The 18,715-nt window shown below is 63.3% G+C and carries 18 protein-coding genes and 1 pseudogene; 8 read left to right on the top strand and 11 right to left on the bottom strand.

Going from position 1 to position 18,715, the window contains the following annotated elements; all coding sequences use genetic code 11:
- Positions 1–31 precede the first annotated feature (31 nt).
- Positions 32–1,597: an AMP-binding protein gene (locus tag C8D04_RS17965; protein WP_116002929.1), complete on the bottom strand. Its 1,566-nt coding sequence runs from the start codon at positions 1,595–1,597 to the stop codon at positions 32–34.
- Positions 1,598–1,813: 216 nt separating this feature from the next.
- On the opposite strand from C8D04_RS17965, the gene C8D04_RS17960 reads away from it, so the two are divergent.
- Positions 1,814–2,500 carry a TetR family transcriptional regulator gene (locus tag C8D04_RS17960; RefSeq protein ID WP_116002928.1) on the top strand — a complete coding sequence of 229 codons (687 nt, stop codon included), beginning with the start codon at positions 1,814–1,816 and terminating at the stop codon, positions 2,498–2,500.
- Between the two features lie 373 nt (positions 2,501–2,873).
- On the opposite strand, the gene glmS is transcribed toward C8D04_RS17960, so the two are convergent.
- Positions 2,874–4,799, bottom strand: coding sequence for a glutamine--fructose-6-phosphate transaminase (isomerizing) (gene glmS, locus C8D04_RS17955; RefSeq protein WP_116002927.1), 1,926 nt, complete (start codon positions 4,797–4,799; stop codon positions 2,874–2,876).
- 136 nt (positions 4,800–4,935) lie between these two features.
- On the opposite strand from glmS, the gene C8D04_RS17950 reads away from it, so the two are divergent.
- The 4 genes from C8D04_RS17950 (at position 4,936) to C8D04_RS17935 (ending at position 8,058) form a co-directional block, all read left to right on the top strand.
- Entirely contained in the window at positions 4,936–5,424 is a 489-nt protein-coding gene (locus C8D04_RS17950; protein ID WP_116005904.1) for an Lrp/AsnC family transcriptional regulator, read from the top strand.
- Between the two features lie 94 nt (positions 5,425–5,518).
- Positions 5,519–6,502 carry a J domain-containing protein gene (locus C8D04_RS17945; RefSeq protein ID WP_116002926.1) on the top strand — a complete coding sequence of 328 codons (984 nt, stop codon included), beginning with the start codon at positions 5,519–5,521 and terminating at the stop codon, positions 6,500–6,502.
- Positions 6,503–6,504: 2 nt separating this feature from the next.
- Complete coding sequence (locus C8D04_RS17940; RefSeq protein WP_116002925.1) at positions 6,505–6,861, top strand: chaperone modulator CbpM; 357 nt, start codon at positions 6,505–6,507, stop codon at positions 6,859–6,861.
- Positions 6,862–6,924: 63 nt separating this feature from the next.
- Complete coding sequence (locus C8D04_RS17935; RefSeq protein ID WP_116005903.1) at positions 6,925–8,058, top strand: diguanylate cyclase; 1,134 nt, start codon at positions 6,925–6,927, stop codon at positions 8,056–8,058.
- A gap of 62 nt (positions 8,059–8,120) precedes the next feature.
- Here C8D04_RS17935 and C8D04_RS17930 read toward each other — a convergent pair whose 3' ends face one another.
- Both C8D04_RS17930 and glmU read right to left on the bottom strand, forming a co-directional pair.
- Complete coding sequence (locus C8D04_RS17930; RefSeq protein ID WP_116002924.1) at positions 8,121–8,954, bottom strand: ATP-binding protein; 834 nt, start codon at positions 8,952–8,954, stop codon at positions 8,121–8,123.
- A complete protein-coding gene (gene glmU / locus C8D04_RS17925) occupies positions 8,951–10,390 on the bottom strand; it encodes a bifunctional UDP-N-acetylglucosamine diphosphorylase/glucosamine-1-phosphate N-acetyltransferase GlmU (RefSeq protein ID WP_116002923.1) in 1,440 nt (479 codons plus the stop codon). The genes C8D04_RS17930 and glmU overlap by 4 nt, the downstream gene beginning before the upstream one ends.
- 125 nt (positions 10,391–10,515) lie before the next feature.
- Here glmU and C8D04_RS17920 point away from each other — a divergent pair, with 125 nt between their 5' ends.
- Complete coding sequence (locus C8D04_RS17920) at positions 10,516–11,505, top strand: LysR substrate-binding domain-containing protein (RefSeq protein WP_116002922.1); 990 nt, start codon at positions 10,516–10,518, stop codon at positions 11,503–11,505.
- Positions 11,506–11,565: 60 nt separating this feature from the next.
- Here C8D04_RS17920 and tyrS read toward each other — a convergent pair whose 3' ends face one another.
- A complete protein-coding gene (gene tyrS, locus C8D04_RS17915) occupies positions 11,566–12,801 on the bottom strand; it encodes a tyrosine--tRNA ligase (RefSeq protein ID WP_116002921.1) in 1,236 nt (411 codons plus the stop codon).
- 193 nt (positions 12,802–12,994) lie between these two features.
- On the opposite strand from tyrS, the gene C8D04_RS17910 reads away from it, so the two are divergent.
- The gene (locus C8D04_RS17910) at positions 12,995–14,356 is read left to right on the top strand and encodes a M23 family metallopeptidase (protein ID WP_116002920.1); all 1,362 of its coding nucleotides are present in this window, start codon (positions 12,995–12,997) and stop codon (positions 14,354–14,356) included.
- 53 nt (positions 14,357–14,409) lie between these two features.
- Positions 14,410–15,519 (top strand): anhydro-N-acetylmuramic acid kinase, encoded by a 1,110-nt coding sequence (locus C8D04_RS17905; protein WP_116002919.1) that lies wholly within the window; start codon positions 14,410–14,412, stop codon positions 15,517–15,519.
- A gap of 55 nt (positions 15,520–15,574) precedes the next feature.
- On the opposite strand, the gene erpA is transcribed toward C8D04_RS17905, so the two are convergent.
- The 6 genes and pseudogenes from erpA to C8D04_RS19070 all read right to left on the bottom strand — a co-directional run.
- Complete coding sequence (gene erpA, locus C8D04_RS17900; RefSeq protein WP_116002918.1) at positions 15,575–15,937, bottom strand: iron-sulfur cluster insertion protein ErpA; 363 nt, start codon at positions 15,935–15,937, stop codon at positions 15,575–15,577.
- Between the two features lie 58 nt (positions 15,938–15,995).
- On the bottom strand, positions 15,996–16,394 hold the full coding sequence (locus tag C8D04_RS17895) for a polymer-forming cytoskeletal protein (protein WP_116002917.1): 399 nt from the start codon (positions 16,392–16,394) through the stop codon (positions 15,996–15,998).
- Between the two features lie 52 nt (positions 16,395–16,446).
- The gene (locus C8D04_RS17890) at positions 16,447–17,175 is read right to left on the bottom strand and encodes a DUF6776 family protein (RefSeq protein WP_116002916.1); all 729 of its coding nucleotides are present in this window, start codon (positions 17,173–17,175) and stop codon (positions 16,447–16,449) included.
- 176 nt (positions 17,176–17,351) lie between these two features.
- The gene (gene rpsI / locus C8D04_RS17885) at positions 17,352–17,744 is read right to left on the bottom strand and encodes a 30S ribosomal protein S9 (protein WP_116002915.1); all 393 of its coding nucleotides are present in this window, start codon (positions 17,742–17,744) and stop codon (positions 17,352–17,354) included.
- A gap of 11 nt (positions 17,745–17,755) precedes the next feature.
- On the bottom strand, positions 17,756–18,184 hold the full coding sequence (gene rplM / locus C8D04_RS17880; protein WP_116002914.1) for a 50S ribosomal protein L13: 429 nt from the start codon (positions 18,182–18,184) through the stop codon (positions 17,756–17,758).
- A 310-nt stretch (positions 18,185–18,494) separates the two neighbouring features.
- A pseudogene (locus C8D04_RS19070) lies at positions 18,495–18,710 on the bottom strand (LysR family transcriptional regulator); the annotation flags it as partial.
- Positions 18,711–18,715: the final 5 nt, after the last annotated feature.

Raw genomic sequence — 18,715 nt, 5'->3', positions numbered from 1 at the left:
CAAACGTGCGTTGAATCGAAGCTTGCTGCGGTCAGGAGACCATCCGCTCCTGCGCGCTCCAGTACTTCTTGCGTACTTCTTTCTTCAGGACCTTGCCCACCGCGCTGCGCGGCAGTTGAGCGACGATCTCGACCTCCTTGGGCGCCTTCACGCTGCCCAAGCGGTCCTTGATGAACTGGATGAGCGCCTGCGGCTCCACGGACTGGTCTGGGCGCAGCTCGATGACAGCTCTGACGGCCTCGCCCCATTTTTCATCGGGCACGCCGATGACGGCGCAGTCCTTCACGGCAGGATGGGCCATCACTGCGGCTTCGACCTCGGACGAGAAGACGTTGAAGCCGCCGGTGACGATCATGTCCTTTTTACGGTCAACGATGAACAGGAAACCCTGCTCGTCGAAGTAACCCACGTCACCGGTGCAATGCCAGCCGTTGCGCTGCACTTCGGCGGTGCCCTCGGGGTTTTTGTAGTAGCCCGCAGTCACGATATCGCCCTGCGCGACGATTTCGCCCACAGCCCCGGGCTGGGTGAGCAAGTGGCCGTCGTCATCCATGATGGCCACCCGCGTGAAGGGAAAGCGGCGCCCCGCGCTCAGTAGGCGCTCGCGGGGTGCCACCTGTCCGTCTATGAAATGGTCCTCGACGCGCAGCACGGAGATGGCGCCAGGCACTTCCGCCTGACCATAGATCTGCAACATGACAGGCCCGAAAACCGCGATGGCCTCGGCCAGCTTGTCGGGTGACATAGGTGCGGCGCCGTACATGAAGTAGCGCAGCGCAGAAAAGTCGAAATCGCGAACGTTGGGCTGGGCCAACAGCGTATAGATGACCGTAGGAGGAAGGAACATCATGTTGACCCGCTCCTGCTCGATCACCTTGAGCAGCTTCTGCGGATCAATCCCATCCATCAGGATGACGCAGCCACCACGCGCCATGAAGGGCAGCGACACCAGCCCTGCGGTATGGGTGATGGGCGCGGCTGCCAGCACGGTCATGCGGTCGGTGACATACATCGCCGACATATGGTTGGCCAAGGTAGCCGTCAGGTTGCGATGGCTGAGCATGACGCCCTTCGAACGCCCCGTTGTGCCACCGGTACCCATGATCATGGCCAGTCCCTGTGGTTGCAGCGGCGCTGCAAACATCTCGGGCGACTGGCCCTGGATCAGTTGGGCAACCGACAGGTCCTGCTCATCAGCCTCGTCCAGGGCGATGTAATGGCGAATGCGGGGAACCTTGCCGCGGATCTCGGCGACTTGGCCGGCATAGCGGGCCTGGTAGAACAAGACGTCGCAGTCCATGTCCTGCAGGAACTCGATGTTACTCTCCACACTGTTGCGCGCATTGACGGGGAGCCAAACGCCCCCAGCGCGTACAACCCCGAGCAACGCCACGAATGCGGCTCCGGAGTTGCCGCTGAGCACCGCGCCGTGGAAGCCAGGCGCGAATCCCAACGCATCCAATCCTCGGGCGACCTGGCAGGTGAGCGCGCCCGCCTGAACATAGGCCATGGGCGGGGTGTCGCGCCCGTAGTCCAAAAAGCATGGGGCGTCCGGGTGGCTGGCGACGCCAGCATCGAAATAGTCGAGCAGATTCATTGCGTTGCTTCTTCGTTCAGGTCAAGTTCAGTGGTCTAGCCTTCGCTGACAATTCGCATGCCTTCAGCACCAACGGGCAAACAGAAATCGTGTGCAGAGCGGCAGGTTGAGCAGGCTGTTCATTTGGTACTAATTGATGTAAATTAGTACCATTAGACATCTGGATTGGTACCGGGTCAATTGTTTTGGTACCGAGTTTTATTGGGAGAAACCCGCATGAAAAAAAAGCTCGCAGACGAGGAGTTCTTCGATGCGTTGACCCATTTGTTCTTAACGGAGGGCATCAAAGGTCTGACGGTGGGTGAAATTGCCGCGCGCATGCATTGCTCGCGGAGGCGTCTCTATGACATTGCGCAGACGAAAGAAGATATCTTTTGCGCTGTCGTGCAACGCTTTTTCGACAACCTCCTGGAACAGGGAGAGGCATTGATCCATAGTGAAAAGGATTTGCCGACGGCACTCGCTGCTTACCTCAGCGTCGGCGTCCATGCGGCCAGCCGCATCGGTGTGCAGTTCCTGAAGGATGTCGAAGACTCTGCGGTTGCCCGAGGCATCTTCGACCACTACCAGCATGCCCGTACCTTGCGAATGTCCCAACTCATCGACGAAGGGGTGCGTCAGGATGTTTTCACCCCTTGCCATGGATTGGTCATGTCCGAGGTGATGCTGGGAGCAGCACTGAGGTTGCGCCGCCCGGCATTCCTTGCCCAGGCCAACCTGACCATCGAGGATGCCTTCCAGGAGTTCTACCGGGTATTGCTGGGTGGATTGCTGACCGATTCAGCTGCGCCTCACGCAGCCAGGAGTGGCAAGCGGGCTGGCGTGCGGCGAGGCGCCGTAAAGCAGGATGCGGACGACGATGAAGTCGGCACCATGCTGATGGCTGCCTGGAATCGCGGATAGGCGCATGTTCGCCAGAGCCAATCCAATGACCGCACAGGGTTGAAAACTGCCGGCTGATGGGGGGGCGCAGCCAGCCTCTTGCAGTCATCACAGGATCTAGCTACTGCTCGAGCCACAAGAACCTTTCGCAAAAACTAAAGAAAAGAGCGCTCAAACTGAGCGCTCTTTTTTACATAGCAACAAGCCCAAACAGGGCTGCGGCTTGCTTCGTATTTCTAGGTTGTCTTCACCCCTCAAGTTCGAGTTTACGACTTTACTGTCACAAATGACCACCCCGCAAACCCGCATGAATGCTGGAGGCTTGTTTACGACTTTAATTGCGTGTTTACGACTTTAATTACCCGGAATAAATGCCGCCCCTAGAGCGCAACGGTCATTCGACCGTCACGCTCTTGGCCAGATTGCGCGGTTTGTCCACATCCGTCCCCCGTGCGCAGGCCGTGTGGTAGGCCAGCAGCTGCAACGGCACCACATGCAATATGGGGCTGAGCAGGCCGTAATGTTCGGGCATGCGGATGACGTGCAGGCTCTCTCCGCTTTCGATACGGGTGCCAGCGTCGGCCACCACGTACAGCTTGCCGCCACGCGCGTGCACTTCCTGCATGTTGCTTTTAAGCTTTTCCAGCAGCGCATCGTTGGGGGCCACCGTCACCACCGGCATGCTGCTGGTGACCAGGGCCAGAGGGCCGTGCTTGAGTTCGCCTGCAGGGAATGCCTCAGCGTGGATATAGCTGGTTTCCTTGAGTTTGAGCGCGCCTTCGAGCGCAATGGGGTAGTGCAGGCCCCGGCCCAGGAACAGGGCGTTTTCCATGCGGGTAAAGTCGTCGGCCCAGTTGATGATCTGGGGCTCGAGCGCCAGCACCGCTTGCAGGGCCACTGGCAGGTGCCGCATGGCTTTGAGGTGGGCAGCTTCTTGCTCGGTACTCAAGCGTCCTTTGGACTGTGCCAGCGTCAGTGTCAGCAAAAACAGGCCTGCCAGTTGCGTGGTGAAAGCCTTGGTGCTGGCTACGCCAATCTCGATCCCGGCGCGCGTAATGTAGGCCAGCTTGCATTCGCGCACCATGGCGCTGGTGGCCACGTTGCAGATGGTGAGTGTGTGCTCCATGCCCAGGCTTTGTGCGTGGCGCAAGGCGGCCAGGGTGTCGGCGGTTTCGCCCGACTGGCTGATGGTGACGACCAAGGTGCGCGGGTCGGGCACGCTGGTGCGGTAGCGGTATTCGCTGGCCACCTCCACCTGGGTGGGAATGCCCGCCAACTCTTCGAGCCAGTACTTGGCAGCGCAGCCGCTGTAGTAGCTGGTGCCGCAGGCCAGGATAAGCACGCGGTCGATTTCCTTGAACACGCGCCAGGCAGCCGCGCCTGGCACACCCTGCTGCGCGATGCCGTCAAACAGCTCGGGCACGATGCCTTCCACACCTTCCAGGGTGTCGGCGATGGCACGTGGCTGCTCAAAAATTTCCTTTTGCATGTAGTGCCGATAGGGGCCCAGTTCTACCGCGCCGCTGTGCGCCTGCACGGTGCGCACCGGGCGCTGCGCAGGCGTCAGGGCTTGGCGGTCTTTGCCGACGATCCAGTAGCGGCCGGGCTGCAGGTCGACCAGGTCGCCTTCTTCCAGATAGACGATCTGGTCCGTCACGCCGGCCAGGGCCATGGCGTCGCTGGCCAGGAAATACTCTGTGGGCACCGTAGCTTCTGGGGTAGCGCCCTGCCCCACGCCCAGGATCAGTGGCGAACCGGCGCGTGCGCCCACCACGCGCTGCGGCTCGTCCTTGTGCATGACGGCGATGGCGTAGGCGCCATGCAGTTCGGCCACTGCCGCCTGCACCGCCTCGAACAGGTCGCCGCTGTAGTGGCTGTCCACCAGGTGGGCGATGACCTCGGTGTCCGTCTGGCTGGCAAACACATAGCCCCGGCCCTGCAACACTGCACGCAGCTCTTCGTAGTTTTCGATGATGCCGTTGTGCACCAGGGCGACGCGGGCGCTGCCTTCAGCGTTGGTGTCTGTGCCGTGGCTGAAATGCGGATGGGCGTTGTGCACGGCCGGCGCGCCATGCGTGGCCCAGCGGGTGTGGGCAATGCCGGTCGTACCTTCGATGCGCTCGGTCTGCACCTGCGCGAGCAGTTCAGCCACGCGGGATGTGCTGCGGGCACGCTGCAAGCCAGCCGACAGCCCCGCCCCGCTGGCCGCGTGCACGGCCACGCCGCAAGAGTCATAACCCCGGTACTCCAGCCGCTGCAGGCCTTGCACCAGGATGGGAACGATGTTGCGCGTAGAAACTGCGCCGACGATGCCGCACATAGGGATGGTCTCTTTTTGAATAGATGCGGCATCCTATGCCTCTGACCCAAAAATTATGGATTGAATTTTTAGTTTTTATGATCAAATATTTCATCAATTGAATCGCGTGAACTTTGGTTTCATTTATATTGAAATTATGGAATCAATCACACTCGACAAAGTAGACCTGCAACTGCTGGACCTGCTCCAGCACGATGCGGGCCAAAGCAATCAGCAGTTGGCTGCACTGGTGCATGTGTCGCCCCCGACCTGCTTGCGACGCATCAAGCGCCTGCACGATTCGGGCCTGATCGAGCGCCAGGTGGCCATCGTGCAGCCCGACCAGCTTGCCGCCCTGCAGGGCCACGGGCTGGCGTGCATTGTGGAAGTGACGCTGGATCGCCAAGGTACCGAGCACCTCGACGCCTTCGAGACCGTGGCCGTGGCAGACGACTGCGTGCAGCAATGCTGGCGCGTCTCGCCCGGGCCTGATTTTGTGCTGGTGGTGCATACGCGCGACATGCCAAGCTACCTGGCGCTGTCGCAGCGCCTGTTCACGGGCGTAGCCAATGTGCGCAATGTGCGTGCCTTCTTTGCCACCCACCGGGCAAAATTTACGACAAAAGTGCCTGTAACGCACGACTGACAAGCGCTAATAGCTTTTATTTTTATAGCAAAATCACCTGCACACCTTGCCATCCCAGGCCATGCGCGTAGAGTGGCTATCAGGAGGCTCCTACATGGAATTCAAGGACTACTACCAGGTGCTCGGCGTGGACCCGGGCGCCACGGCCGACGAGATCAAAAAAGCCTTTCGCAAGCTGGCGCGCCAATACCACCCCGATGTGAGCAAGGCGCCCGATGCAGAGCAGCGCATGGCGCAGCTCAACGAGGCCTATACCGTGCTGTCCGACCCTGAAAAGCGCGCAGCCTACGATGCCTTGAGTGCGCAGGCAGCCGCCCAGGGCGCACGCAGCGGCGGCGACTTTCACCCGCCGCCCCACTGGGATGCCGGTTTCGCCTTCTCCGACGCCAGCGACCCCTACGATGGCGCAGGCAGTGGGCAGCACAGCGATTTCTTCGAGCAACTCTTTGGCCAGGCCGCACGGGCGTACCGCAGGCAGGGCTCACCGGCAGGCGGCGCGCAGCGCGGGGCCGACCAGCACGCCCGCATCGAGCTCGACATCCCTGACGCCTACCAGGGCGGCACGCGCACCATCCATCTGCGCACAGCGCACCTGGACGCTGGCGGACATGTGGTACCCGAGCAGCGCAGCCTGGAAGTGAAGATTCCCAAAGGTATGCGCGAAGGCCAACTGATCCGCCTGGCAGGCCAGGGCAACCCGGGGCTGGGCGGCGCCCCAGCGGGTGACCTTTTTCTGGAGGTGCTGTTCCGCCCCGACCCGCGCTGGCGCGCCGAGGGCCGCGACATCTACCAGCCCTTGCTGCTCGCCCCCTGGGAGGCCGCGCTGGGCGCCAGCGTCGAAGTACAGACACCGGCGGGCAACCTGGAAGTGACCGTGCCCGCGGGCTCCCACGCGGGGCGCAAGCTGCGCCTCAAAGGCCGGGGCATCCCCAGCAGCACGCCGGGCGATCTGTACCTGGAACTGGGCGTAGCCCTGCCGCCCGCCGACACCGACACCGCACGCGCCGCCTGGGCTGCTCTGGGCAAGGCCTTTCCCCATTTCAATCCGCGCCAGGCGAAAGCCGCGCAAGGAGCCTGACCATGCCGCATGCATTCCACACCCCGGCGCAACTGGGCGAATTGCTGGACGATGCCTCCCTCACGCTGGAAGACCTGGCCCGCGCCTGCTGCCGCGCCCCGGAATGGGTGAGCGAGCGTGTCGAGGCGGGGGTGCTCGAAACCACCCCGCCCAGCAGCCCCGCCGCCGGGTTCGTCACCTGGCGTTTCAGCAGCGCCACCCTGGTGCGCGCACGGCGCGTGGCCCAACTGGAAGCTACCTTCGACGCCGACCCCTACCTGGCGGCCATGACCACCGATCTGATGGAAGAAGTGGCCCACCTGCGCCGCCGTCTGCGCCATCTGGAAGAAGGCACAGGCACGGCACGTGGTGTGCGGTAAGCCCTTGTTGGGCAGCGTCTGTTAGCCTTGACCATTGCCAGGAACCACCCCGCCCAGCACGCCATGTCCGCAGCAACCGACACCCAGCATCCGCCGTCCCACCGTGGCGACAGCGGCCCCGCTTCGCGCCGCCGCGTCTTCCACCGCATTTACCCGCTGCGCATTCTGGGCATGGGACTGGGCGGCTTGCTGATAGGCAGCGTGCTGCACCAGCACGGCATGCTGGGGCACTATGGATGGCTGGCGGTGGTGTCCTTTTTTCTCTGGCCGCACATCGCCTATCTGTTGGCCCGCTACAGTGCCGACCCGTTTCGCGCTGAAATCCGCAATCTGCTGATCGACTCGGCCCTGGTGGGCCTGTGGGTGCCGCTGATGCAGTTCAACCTGCTGCCCAGCGTGGTGCTGGTCGCCGTGACCACCTACGACAAGTTCAGCAGCGGCATCAAGCGCCTGTGGCTGTATTCGCTACCGGGCATGCTCGGCGCCGGGCTGCTGACCACCCTGCTGGTGCGGCCCGAACCGAGCCTGGAAAGCGGCCTTTGGGTGGTAATTTTCACGCTGCCCATCATTGTTGTGCACACCATGGCCGTCAGCATCGCCAGCTACCGGCTCATTCGCACCGTAGCGCGGCAAAACCGCCAGCTCGATGAACTGCGCCGCACCGACGCCCAGACCGGACTGGCCGCACGCAGCCACTGGCAGGAAGTGGCCAGCGCCAGCCTGGAGCGCTTTCATACCCATGCCGAACCGGCCTGCCTGCTGATGATCGACATCGACCATTTCAAACACATCAACGATCTGCACGGCCACACGGTAGGCGATGAAGCGATCCGGGTCGTGGGCCGCGTGATCCGCGACTGCGTGCGCGCCCAGGACCACGCCGGCCGCTACGGCGGCGATGAATTCGTGGTGGTCTGCAGCAATGCCAGCACCGCCACGGCGCAGGCCATGGCCGAGCGCATCCGCGAACAGATTGCCACCGTGCGCCTGCGTGAGCTGCCCGGCCTGCGTCTGACCAGCAGTATTGGCCTGGCCGAGGCCACAGACCGACAACTCCAGTTGCGTGACTGGATCAACGATGCCGATGCTGCCCTCTACCGCGCCAAGCACCTGGGGCGCAACCAGGTCAGCGCCTTCCCGGCGCCTGCGGTGGCCGCAAACGCACCTCTCTCTGTGGCGCCTGCACCAGGCCTCTGAAATTTGAAAGAAAAGTGACTCCAGCGCTTACCAGTCAAGCGCTGGTAGCTCTCATTTTTGCATCACTCGAAGAACGGCGTGGCCCCAGAGCCCGGCCAAGACACGCGCACCGTGCAGCCTTCACCCGGCACGGCCGTAGCCTGCACCTGGCCACCATGGCGCCGTGCCACGGCGCGCACCAGGGCCAGGCCGGTGCCCACGCCTTCAAACTCGTTCTCGCGGTGCAGGCGCTGGAAGATGCCGAACAGCCCTTTCGCCTGCGCAGGGTTGAAGCCCACGCCGTTGTCCTGCACCCAGAGCGTGCACCCCCCATCGGCAGCGCGCTCGGCCCCTACGGCGATGCAGGCCGGTGCCCGCCCCTGCGTGAACTTGAGCGCGTTGGACAACAGGGCATCGAGCAGAGCGCGCAGCAGTGCCGCATCGCCCTGCACGGTCGCTGGCGCCACCTGCCACTGCACGGCGCGTCCTTGCAGCGCTGCGGCCAGCGGCGCGCGGGCCTGCTCTAGCAGCGCCGCCAAATCCACGGGTTCCAGGCGCAGCGGCGCTCGGTCAATGCGGGCCAGGGCCAGCAGGCCATCAAGCATGCGGCCCATGCGCCGGGCCGATTGGTCCATGGTGCCCAGAAAGGCCAGCGCCTCCTGCCGCGCTTCGGGCTCCAGGCCCTGCACCTCCTCCAGCAGCTCGCGCACCAGCGGCCCATAGGAGGTGATGTGGCGCAGCGGCGCACGCAGGTCGTGCGATACGGCGTGCACCCATTCGTCCTGTGCAGCCGCCTGCGGCGCCCACTGCTGGTCGCGCTGTGCCAGCAGGGCACGCAGCGCAGGGGCATCGAGCGCGGCGTAGGCGTCCGCCCCCGGCACGCCGGGAGGGGCTGCGTCCAGGGGGGGCGTGCTCATGGCTTGGGCTGCTTGACAGGACGCTGCCAGTCGGCAATGCTGACCTGCCGTCCGCGCGCCACGCCCAGCGCGCCGGGGGGTACGTTTTTGGTGATGGTGGAGCCCCCCCCCACCGTGGCCCCGGCGCCAATGCGTACCGGCGCCACCAGCACGCAGTTGCTGCCAATGTGCACATCGGCACCCAGCACGGTGCGGTGCTTGTTGGCACCGTCGTAGTTGGCGGTGATGCTGCCCGCGCCGAAATTCACGCGCTCGCCCACGGTAGCGTCGCCCAGGTAGGCTAGGTGGTTGGCCTTGGCGCCGTCGGCCAGGGTGGCGTTCTTCACCTCTACAAAATTACCGATGTGCACCCCGCGGCCCAGTTGTGCACCGGGGCGCAGGCGGGCAAAGGGGCCCACCAGTGCGCCCTCGCCTACGGTAGCGCTCATCTGTTCGCCGTCAATGTGGGTGTAGGGGTGGATGACGGCCCCCGCGTCAATGCGGGCGTTGGCAATGCAGCAGTGCGCGCCAATCTGTACGCCCTCGCCCAGCACCACGCGGCCGGTAAAGATACAGCCGACGTCGATTTCCACATCCTGCGCGCACAGCAGCGCGCCGCGCACGCCGGTGCGCGTGTCGTCGCGCAGGTCAAAGCGCGCCGGGTCGGCCAGGCGCACGCCCTGCTCCATCAGCGCAGTGGCCTGGCGCAGTTGGTGGGCGCGCTCCAGTTCGGCCAGTTGCAACGGGCTGTTGACGCCCGCCACCTGCAGCACATCCACGATGCGGTGCGCCACCACAGAAGCGCCGTCCTGCACGGCCATGGCGACGATGTCGGTCAGGTAGTACTCGCCCTGGGCGTTGTCATTGGTCAGGCGTGCCAGCCAGCCGCGCAGCAGACGTGCGGGCACGGCCATGATGCCGCTGTAGATCTCGGTAATCGCGCGCTGGGCCTCGCTGGCGTCCTTGTGCTCGACGATGCCCTGCACCGCGCCGTCGGCATTGCGCACGATGCGGCCATAGCCCGTGGGATCGTCCATGGTCACCGTCAGCAGCGCCAGCTGCCCGCCGGGCACCGCCTGCGACGCGGCCACCAGCGCGCGCAGCGTGTCGGCCTGGGTCAGCGGTACATCGCCCGAGAGCACGACCACGGTGCCGTCGTCCTGCAGCTGCGGCACGGCCTGCTGCACGGCGTGGCCGGTGCCCAGTTGCGGCTCCTGGCGCACAAATTTCAGGTCAAAACCACCTCCAACGCTTGCTGCACCTGCGGTAGCAGCTTCTACTTCTGTAGCGCAGTGGCCGGTGATGACGATGGCGCTGCGCGCCTGCAGATGGGCGGCCTGGTCCAGCACATGGTGCAGCAGAGCCCGCCCGCCCAGGCGCTGCAGCACCTTGGGAATGCGGCTTTTCATGCGCGTGCCCTTGCCGGCCGCCATGATGAGGATGTCGATGGGTGTCATGGCAATCTGTGGTCGTCCGGCGCAGGACCGTCCCCGCCGGGAAAAGCAGCCGATTATCCTGAATCCGGCACGTAGTGGGTGCGCTACGCTATCGATTCATCCAGCGCATCAATACAGCTCTTCACATGCCTACCCCCTACGCACCCACCTCCCTGCTGCGCACCCGTCCTGTGGCGGCGGGCCACTGGCGCGCGTTCCTGGCCGTGGCGCGGCATCTCAGCTTTCGTGCGGCCGCAGAAGAACTGTCACTCACGCAATCCGCCGTGAGCCGCCAGATCCAGGCGCTGGAGGACGAAGTGGGCGTGCCGCTGTTCCTGCGCCACACCCGTGCCGTGGAGTTGACAAGCGCCGGCGCACAACTGCAGCGCGCCGTGACGCCCGCACTGGAACGCATAGACGCCGCCGTGCGCATGGTGCGCCAGACAGCAGGGCGCAAGAACGTGGCCATCGCCACCTGGGCCAGTTTTGCCTCGACCTGGATCATCCCGCGCATGGAAGCCTTCCAGCGCGACCACCCCGACATTGACCTGCGTATCGACGCCAGCGATGTCCCGGTCGACCTGGACACCGCCGACATTGACCTGGCGCTGCGCTACAGCCTTCCCAACGTACGCTTGGCGAGCGCTGAGCGCTTGTTTGGCGAGCAACTGGCAGTGGTGGCCAGCCCCTGGCTGCTCAAAAGCATGCCGCCCGTGCGCGCACCCGTCGATGTAGCCCGCTTCACCCTGATCGAAGCAGGCGATGCGCACCGCAGCCTGCACCTGGAATGGCTGTCCTGGCGCCGCTGGTTCAACACCCAGGGCTGCCCCCAACTGCAGCCCCAGCGCTGGCTGTCCTTCAACCACGCGCACCAGATCGTGCAGGCCGCGCTCAGCGGCCAAGGCCTGGCGCTGGCGCGCCTGCCCTTGGTGGCAGACGCGCTGGCCCGGGGCGACTTGGTGGAGGTGCTGCCCGGCCACCGGCTCGATTCGCCGCTGGCCTACTGGCTGCTCGTCGGCCCACGCAGCCAGCAGCGCCCAGAGGTGCAGGCCTTTTGCACCTGGCTGCGCGCCGAGGCTACGGCCACGCGCACTGCTCTGGGGGAGGCGGCAGAACCCAGAGCGCCAAGCCCCTGAATATCAAATCAATAGCTACAACCGCTTGATGGATAAGCGGTTGAGGCATTTTTCATCCAATTATTCACCCAGCAACACGCGCGCAAACTTGCGCTTGCCCACCTGCACGACGTAGCTTCCCGCCGTGAGCTTGAGGCCCTTGTCGGAAACCACCGCCCCCTCGACGCGCACGCCGCCACCGTCGATCAGGCGGTTGGCCTCGCTGGTAGACGGCGCCAGGTTGGCCTGCTTGAGCAAGGCACCGATGCCCAGCGGCGCACCCGACAGGTTCACCTCGGGAATCTCATCCGGCACGCCGCCCTTGCTGCGGTTGGTGAAATCCTGCTCGGCTGCATCGGCGGCTGCCGCACTGTGAAAGCGCGCGGCAATCTCTTTGGCGAGCATCACCTTGGCGTCCTTGGGGTTGCGGCCACCCGCCACCTCGGCCTTGAGCGCGGCAATCTCGGCCAGGCTCTTAAACGACAGCAGCGTGTACCAATCCCACATCAGCGTGTCCGAAATACTCAGCACCTTGGCGAACATGGTGTTGGCGTCTTCGGTGATGCCGATGTAGTTGTTCTTGGACTTGGACATCTTGTCCACGCCGTCCAGACCGACGAGCAGCGGCATGGTGAGCACACACTGCGGCTCCTGGCCGTATTCCTGCTGCAGGTGGCGCCCCATCAGCAGGTTGAATTTTTGATCGGTGCCGCCCAGCTCCAGATCGCTCTTGAGTGCCACCGAGTCGTAGCCCTGCAGCAGCGGGTACAAAAACTCATGCAGGCTGATCGAGCTGCCGACGGTAAAGCGCTGGTGAAAGTCGTTGCGCTCCATCATGCGCGCCACGGTGTACTTGGCCGCCAGCTGGATCATGCCGGCCGCGCCCAAGGGTTCGCTCCACTCGCTGTTGTAGCGGATCTCGGTGCGCGCAGGGTCGAGCACCTTGGCCGCCTGGGTGTAGTAGGTTTCGGCGTTGGCCTTGATCTGCTCGGGCGTGAGCGGCGGGCGCGTGGTGTTGCGTCCAGACGGATCGCCGATCAGCGTGGTGAAGTCGCCAATCAGGAAAATCACCTGGTGCCCCAGGTCTTGCAACTGGCGCATCTTGTTGAGCACCACGGTGTGGCCGATGTGGATGTCGGGTGCCGTCGGGTCCAGCCCCAGCTTGATGCGCAGCGGCTGACCCTTGGCCTGCGAGCGCGCCAGCTTTTGCACCCACTCGTCCCGGGGCAGCAGTTCCTCGACGCCGCGCAGCGACACTTCGAGCGCCTGTGCCACGCCATCGGTGACCGGGAAAGTTGTAACAGCGGAATGATTCATAAGGGTTTTCCAGGGTGTCGCACCAAAAGTGTTCGCTATACTTGCGGCCACATCGCAGTGGCGGATTCTAATTGGCCCGCCATTCCAGACGACTTCTGGAGCACTGCGGCACTGACAGTTCGTGTGTCGTGCAGCCCCTGGCCCCCGCGCCCAGTGCCTGCAGCAGGCCCACACTTACCCTGGGGATTGCATCTTGAATCATGGCTTGACCACCACCGGCGCCGCATTGCTCGATCGGATTTCCCAAGGCATTCAGAAACACCCCAAACGCATCACCGCCCTTTTGGCCGCGCTCCTGCTGACCGGCGGCGGCGGTGCTTTTGCCGTTGCCTCCCTGGCGCCCGATCCGGCCGACCTGCCGGTGCGCATGATCGAGCAACCCATTGATTCGCTGGTCAGCGGCACTTCGCTGGCCACTTTGACCGAGCAACCGGGTTTCTCGCTGTTTCGCTCCGAGCAGGTGCGCAGCAGCGATACGGCAGAATCCCTGCTGCAGCGCATGGGCGTGGCAGACCCTGCCGCAGCCGCCTTCCTGCGGCGCGACAGCGCCGCGCAGCGCAACCTGCTGGGCCGCACCGGCCGCCTGGTATCAGCGGAAACCACCGACGACCACCGCCTGCTGCGCTTGACTGCCCGCTGGGCCCACGATGACAGCGGCGATTTCAAGCGCCTGGTGATCGAAAAATCCGATACAGGGTTCACCTCACGCATCGAAACAGCCCCACTCACCACCTCCAGCCGACTGGCCGGTGGCGTGATCCAGAGCTCGCTCTTTGCTGCAACCGACGAAGCACGCATTCCCGACGCCGTGGCCGTACAAGTGGCCGAGCTGTTCTCGGGCGACATCGATTTTCGCCGCTCCCTGCGCAAGGGAGACCGGTTCTCCATCGTCTATGAAACCCTGGAAGCCGATGGCGAGCCGCTGCGCAGTGGCCGCGTGATCAGCGCAGAGTTCCTGAACAATGGCAAATCCCATCAGGCCCTCTGGTTCCAGGAGCCGGGCTCCGCCAAGGGGGCCTATTACACCCTTGACGGCCAAAGCATGCGCCGCGCTTACCTGGCCACGCCTCTGGAGTTTTCCCGCGTGTCCAGCGGTTTTTCCATGCGCTTTCACCCCATTTTGCAAAAATGGCGGGCCCACCTGGGCACCGACTTTGCAGCCCCTACCGGCACCGCCGTGCGTACCGTGGGTGATGGGGTGGTCGAATTTGCAGGTGTCCAGAACGGCTTTGGTAACGTCATCTACGTCAAACACCGCAACCAGCATGTTACGGTCTACGCCCATTTGAGCCGCATCAACGTGAAACAGGGCCAGTCGGTCGCACAAGGCGAAAACATCGGTGCCGTCGGCTCTACGGGCTGGGCTACCGGCCCGCATCTGCACTTCGAGTTCCGCGTCAACGGCCAGCACCAGGACCCCATGACCATCGCACGCCAGAGCGAGGCCGCCACGCCGGTGTCCGCTGCAGCGCGCCCGGCGTTTGACCGCTTGGCCGCAATAATGCGCATGGAGCTGGCGTCCGCCGAGTCCATACAGCAGGCCAGCGCTGAATAAGCACAGCATCTGCGCGGAGCCTCTTCCCGGCACTGCGGCCCACGAGCATACCTATGTCCGAGCTTTACATCGGCCTGATGTCGGGCACCTCGCTCGACGGCGTCGATGCTGTATTGGCCGATTTTTCCGGCCCGCGCTGCCGTGTGCTGGCGCACCATGCAGCCCCCTTTGACGACACCACCCGCGCCGAGCTTCTGGCGCTCAACAGCCCTGGTGCCAACGAACTGCACCGCGCAGCCCTGGCCGCCAACGCTCTGGCTCTCCACTACGCCAGGGCCGTGCGCGACCTGTTAAAGAATACTGACGTACCCGCCCATGCGGTGCGGGCCATTGGAGCCCATGGCCAGACTGTGCGCCACCGTCCTGGGGAATTCGACGGCACGGGCTATACCCTCCAGCTCAACAACCCTGCCCTGCTGGCCGAACGGACTGGCATTGCCGTGGTGGCCGACCTGCGCAGCCGCGACGTGGCGGCTGGCGGCCAGGGCGCGCCTCTGGTGCCCGCCTTTCACCAGCACATGTTCGGCCAACCGGGGCAGGACTTGCTGGTGCTCAACATTGGCGGGATTGCCAACCTCAGCGTACTGACTGCTGGCGGCCATGTATTGGGTTTTGATTGCGGCCCGGGCAACGCCCTCATGGACCATTGGTGCCAGCGCCATACGAAGCAGCCATTCGATCGGGACGGTAGCTGGGCGGCCAGCGGCCAGGTGCTACCCGGTTTGCTGGCCTTGTTCAACGAGGAGCCTTACCTGCACCGGGCGCCACCCAAAAGCACGGGGCGCGACCTGTTTCACCCCCAATGGCTACAGAAGCAACTGGCAGGTTTTGGCTCCGCATCTCCCGTCGATATCCAGGCCACACTCACCGAATTCACTGCAAGCGCTTGTGCAGCAAGCGCATCAAGCTACAAAAACAATAGTAAATCTTTGGCAGTCTGTGGCGGTGGTGCATTCAACCAGCACCTGATGAAACGCTTGCAGGCACTGCTGCCTTCGCTGCGGGTGCAGGCGACCGATGCTTTTGGCTTGCCGGCCCTGCAGGTGGAGGGTGCTGCCTTTGCCTGGCTGGCCCGCCAAGCCATGCTGGGCCTGCCGGGCAACCTCCCAATGGCAACGGGCGCCCAAGGCGCCCGTGTGTTGGGGTGCATCTACCCTGCGTGACACTCTGCAGGAGCCTGCGCACCCGGCGGCACGAGCGGCCCTGGCAAAGCCAGGCTCAGGAGAAGCTGGAACCGCAGCCGCAGGTCGAGGTGGCACCCGGATTCTTGATAACAAACTGCGCGCCCTGCAGATCTTCCTTGTAGTCGATCTCGGCACCCACCAAGTATTGGAAACTCATGGCGTCGATCAGCAGCGAAACGCCGTTCTTGGTCATCACCGTATCGTCTTCGTTGGTGATTTCGTCAAAGGTAAAGCCATACTGGAAGCCCGAGCAGCCACCGCCTTGCACAAAAACGCGCAGCTTGAGCTCCGGATTGCCTTCCTCGGCAATCAAATCTGCCACCTTGGCCGCCGCACTTTCGGTGAAGATAATAGGATCAGGCATCTCGGTGGGGATATTTTCGGCAACGGCACTCATGGGCGAACTCCAATTCTGGTTGGGTACGATGCTACTGCAATCTCCCCGTTTCTTCTGTTCACTGCTTGCTTGACGCCAATTTCAGTGTGGGCATTTCTTCCACCACCATATCGGCAGGAATCATCTTCCCGCAGATGGTGGCCCCCTGGTGCATTTCCAAGGTTTTGTAGTGCACATCACCAGCAATACGCGCCTTGGGCTGCATCTCCAGCATGGTGCCCGCATGCAACGGGCCATTGATATGACCGTTGACGATCACATGGTCGGCATAGACCGCGCCGTCGACCCGTGCCGAGGCCGAGATGACCAGCAGCCCGGGTTTGTCTGAAGCGGCTCGCACGTCGCCCACCACTTCACCATCAATGCGCAAGCCATCCGTAAAGTGCACATTACCTTCGATGCGGGTGCCTTCGGCGATCAGGCTCTTGATGGGTGGTTGCTTGTTGCGGGAAAACATGGGTCGGACTCCTTGGCGTGCACGGGCACGCATTCGAACAAATCGGTGTGCATCAGTGCGCGGCGGCGGCCTGGCCCAGTACTACGGTCTGCGTAGCATGGAGGGTGGCCCCCTCCATGACGCGAGCGGTGACGGTTTTTACCATGGCCCGCAGCGGCAAATCGACCACCCCCTCCAGGCGGCGGTACTGGCGCAACTGCAATACTGCTGCATCGGATACTGTCTGGCTCCAGGGCTTGCCGTCGCGCGTGCCAGACAGCACCAGCTCTAGCCGGCCCTTGAATTCCGGGGCATTCTTGGTTTGGCGCATCACCAACACCTGCCAGCGCAGATGGGAGTCCGCCCGCATTTCCGCCTGCAATCCCCGAATGGCCATGCTAAGGCTGCCAGTGTTGGCGGGGATGAGCTTCTCAAAAAACCCCAAGTCTTCCCGCAGGGCCATGTTTTCAGCTTCGGCTTGCTTTAGACGGGCCATCAGTTGCTGCATCGCCGTGCGCTCGGCGACCAGCAAGCTGTCCGAGCTGTTAGCCACCGACTGCTGGAGCTGATTGTCTTCACGCAGACGGTCCAGCTCAGAACGCAATCGAATCAATTCTTCACGGCTCACCGTGTCAATACCGGCAATGGAGCGACCAAATTCAAAAGCCCACAAGGCCACGGCAGCACAAAGACCGAGTACGACCGCCAGAAACAACCAGCGCAGCGGCCAGGGCATGGCACTGCGCACCGCCATGCGGGGGGCACTGATGGTCAGGCGGCGGCGCAACAATCGCAAACGCATGGGGGCGTCGTTCTCCTGTGCAGTGGTTCGGGCTCGGGCAGTGCACGCCCTGCGAGGCGAGGCATGCGGCGCGTGCCGCAATATACCCTGGCTACTGGGCTCCATCCGCCAGAAAAGAAAAAACCGCAAACGGGATAACCCGGATGCGGTTTGGGGCAAAACAGTAAAAAAGCGGATTAACGCTTAGAGAACTGCTTGGCGCGGCGTGCAGAGCGCAGACCGACTTTCTTACGCTCGACTTCGCGCGCATCGCGCGTCACGAAACCAGCCTGGCTCAGGGCCGACTTGAGCGTTGCGTCATAGTCGATCAGGGCGCGGGTGATGCCGTGGCGGGCCGCGCCGGCCTGGCCGGACTCACCGCCGCCATGCACATTGATCATCACGTCGAAGGTTTCGGCGTGGTTGGTCAGCAGCAGGGGTTGCTTGGCGATCATGATCGAGGTTTCACGGCCGAAGTAGGACTGGATGTCCTTGCCGTTGACTGTGATCTTGCCAGAGCCTTTTTTCAGAAACACGCGGGCGACGCTGGATTTGCGACGGCCGGTTCCATTGTTCCATTCACCAATCATCTCAAGGCTCCTTACAGTTCCAGCACTTTGGGCTGTTGGGCGGTGTGGGGATGCTCAGCACCACCGTACACCTTGAGTTTCTTGATCATCGCGTATCCGAGCGGGCCCTTGGGCAGCATGCCCTTGACAGCCTTCTCCAGCGCGCGGCCGGGGTGCTTGGATTGCATGTCGCGGAAGTTCGTGGCCGTAATACCGCCGGGATAACCCGAATGACGGTAGTACACCTTGTCGATCGACTTGGTGCCGGTGACCTTGATTTTTGCGGCGTTGATGATGACGATGAAATCACCGGTATCAACGTGAGGCGTGTAAATGGCTTTGTGTTTGCCGCGCAGACGGAGGGCAACTTCGCTGGCTACCCGGCCGAGCACCTTATCGGTGGCGTCAATCACAAACCACTCGTGCACGACCTCAGCGGGTTTGGCGCTGAATGTAGACATGAGTTTTCTCTTTCGAGGGCTTGACCGGCCTAAAAAGGGGCCGGTGTCCTTGGCGCTCTTTTCCACGGTCGGCGTTTCTCTGAGCGGAAACCTCTTAGGTGGTACTTGCAAACACGGCCCAAGGACCGCGCTCACACTTCGCCGCGGAGCACGCAAGCGCTGCGAAGCCTGCCATTATACAAAAACTGCGCACTTATACCAAGTGACTTGCAAAAGCAGTCACGCTGTGCGTGCGCACAGCGCTCTCTGGCGTTGTCAGAACCGGCAAACCCAGCGCATCGCGCACGGCAGACGCGGCACGGGCCATGCTGAACAGCCTGTCCACCAACGGGAACAGGCTGCGCGCCTCAGCCGTGGCCACAAGCCGCCCCCCCACCCGTTCAAACAACGGGAAGCCCAATTGCAATTCGGCGTGTTTGAGGGTGCGGCTGACGGCCGGCTGGGTGATGTTGATCAGACGCGCAGCGCCGCTGACGCTGCCGGTGACCATGACCGCGTTGAAAACTTCAATATGGCGCAGACGCATCGACA

Source organism: Simplicispira sp. 125 (genome assembly GCF_003096555.1).
In the GTDB taxonomy this organism is placed as follows: Bacteria; Pseudomonadota; Gammaproteobacteria; order Burkholderiales; family Burkholderiaceae_C; genus Simplicispira.
Note: the sequence above shows the minus strand (reverse complement) of the source record. Positions and strands in the feature narration are given on the sequence as shown.

Excerpts from the sequence above, each read along its gene's own strand:
- C8D04_RS17965 (WP_116002929.1), bottom strand. The coding sequence starts at position 1,597 with ATGAATCTGCTCGACTATTTCGATGCTGGCGTCGCCAGCCACCCGGAC.
- C8D04_RS17960 (WP_116002928.1), top strand. The coding sequence starts at position 1,814 with ATGAAAAAAAAGCTCGCAGACGAGGAGTTCTTCGATGCGTTGACCCAT.
- glmS (WP_116002927.1), bottom strand. The coding sequence starts at position 4,799 with ATGTGCGGCATCGTCGGCGCAGTTTCTACGCGCAACATCGTTCCCATC.
- C8D04_RS17950 (WP_116005904.1), top strand. The coding sequence starts at position 4,936 with ATGGAATCAATCACACTCGACAAAGTAGACCTGCAACTGCTGGACCTG.
- C8D04_RS17945 (WP_116002926.1), top strand. The coding sequence starts at position 5,519 with ATGGAATTCAAGGACTACTACCAGGTGCTCGGCGTGGACCCGGGCGCC.
- C8D04_RS17940 (WP_116002925.1), top strand. The coding sequence starts at position 6,505 with ATGCCGCATGCATTCCACACCCCGGCGCAACTGGGCGAATTGCTGGAC.
- C8D04_RS17935 (WP_116005903.1), top strand. The coding sequence starts at position 6,925 with ATGTCCGCAGCAACCGACACCCAGCATCCGCCGTCCCACCGTGGCGAC.
- C8D04_RS17930 (WP_116002924.1), bottom strand. The coding sequence starts at position 8,954 with ATGAGCACGCCCCCCCTGGACGCAGCCCCTCCCGGCGTGCCGGGGGCG.
- glmU (WP_116002923.1), bottom strand. The coding sequence starts at position 10,390 with ATGACACCCATCGACATCCTCATCATGGCGGCCGGCAAGGGCACGCGC.
- C8D04_RS17920 (WP_116002922.1), top strand. The coding sequence starts at position 10,516 with ATGCCTACCCCCTACGCACCCACCTCCCTGCTGCGCACCCGTCCTGTG.
- tyrS (WP_116002921.1), bottom strand. The coding sequence starts at position 12,801 with ATGAATCATTCCGCTGTTACAACTTTCCCGGTCACCGATGGCGTGGCA.
- C8D04_RS17905 (WP_116002919.1), top strand. The coding sequence starts at position 14,410 with ATGTCCGAGCTTTACATCGGCCTGATGTCGGGCACCTCGCTCGACGGC.
- erpA (WP_116002918.1), bottom strand. The coding sequence starts at position 15,937 with ATGAGTGCCGTTGCCGAAAATATCCCCACCGAGATGCCTGATCCTATT.
- C8D04_RS17895 (WP_116002917.1), bottom strand. The coding sequence starts at position 16,394 with ATGTTTTCCCGCAACAAGCAACCACCCATCAAGAGCCTGATCGCCGAA.
- C8D04_RS17890 (WP_116002916.1), bottom strand. The coding sequence starts at position 17,175 with ATGCGTTTGCGATTGTTGCGCCGCCGCCTGACCATCAGTGCCCCCCGC.
- rpsI (WP_116002915.1), bottom strand. The coding sequence starts at position 17,744 with ATGATTGGTGAATGGAACAATGGAACCGGCCGTCGCAAATCCAGCGTC.
- rplM (WP_116002914.1), bottom strand. The coding sequence starts at position 18,184 with ATGTCTACATTCAGCGCCAAACCCGCTGAGGTCGTGCACGAGTGGTTT.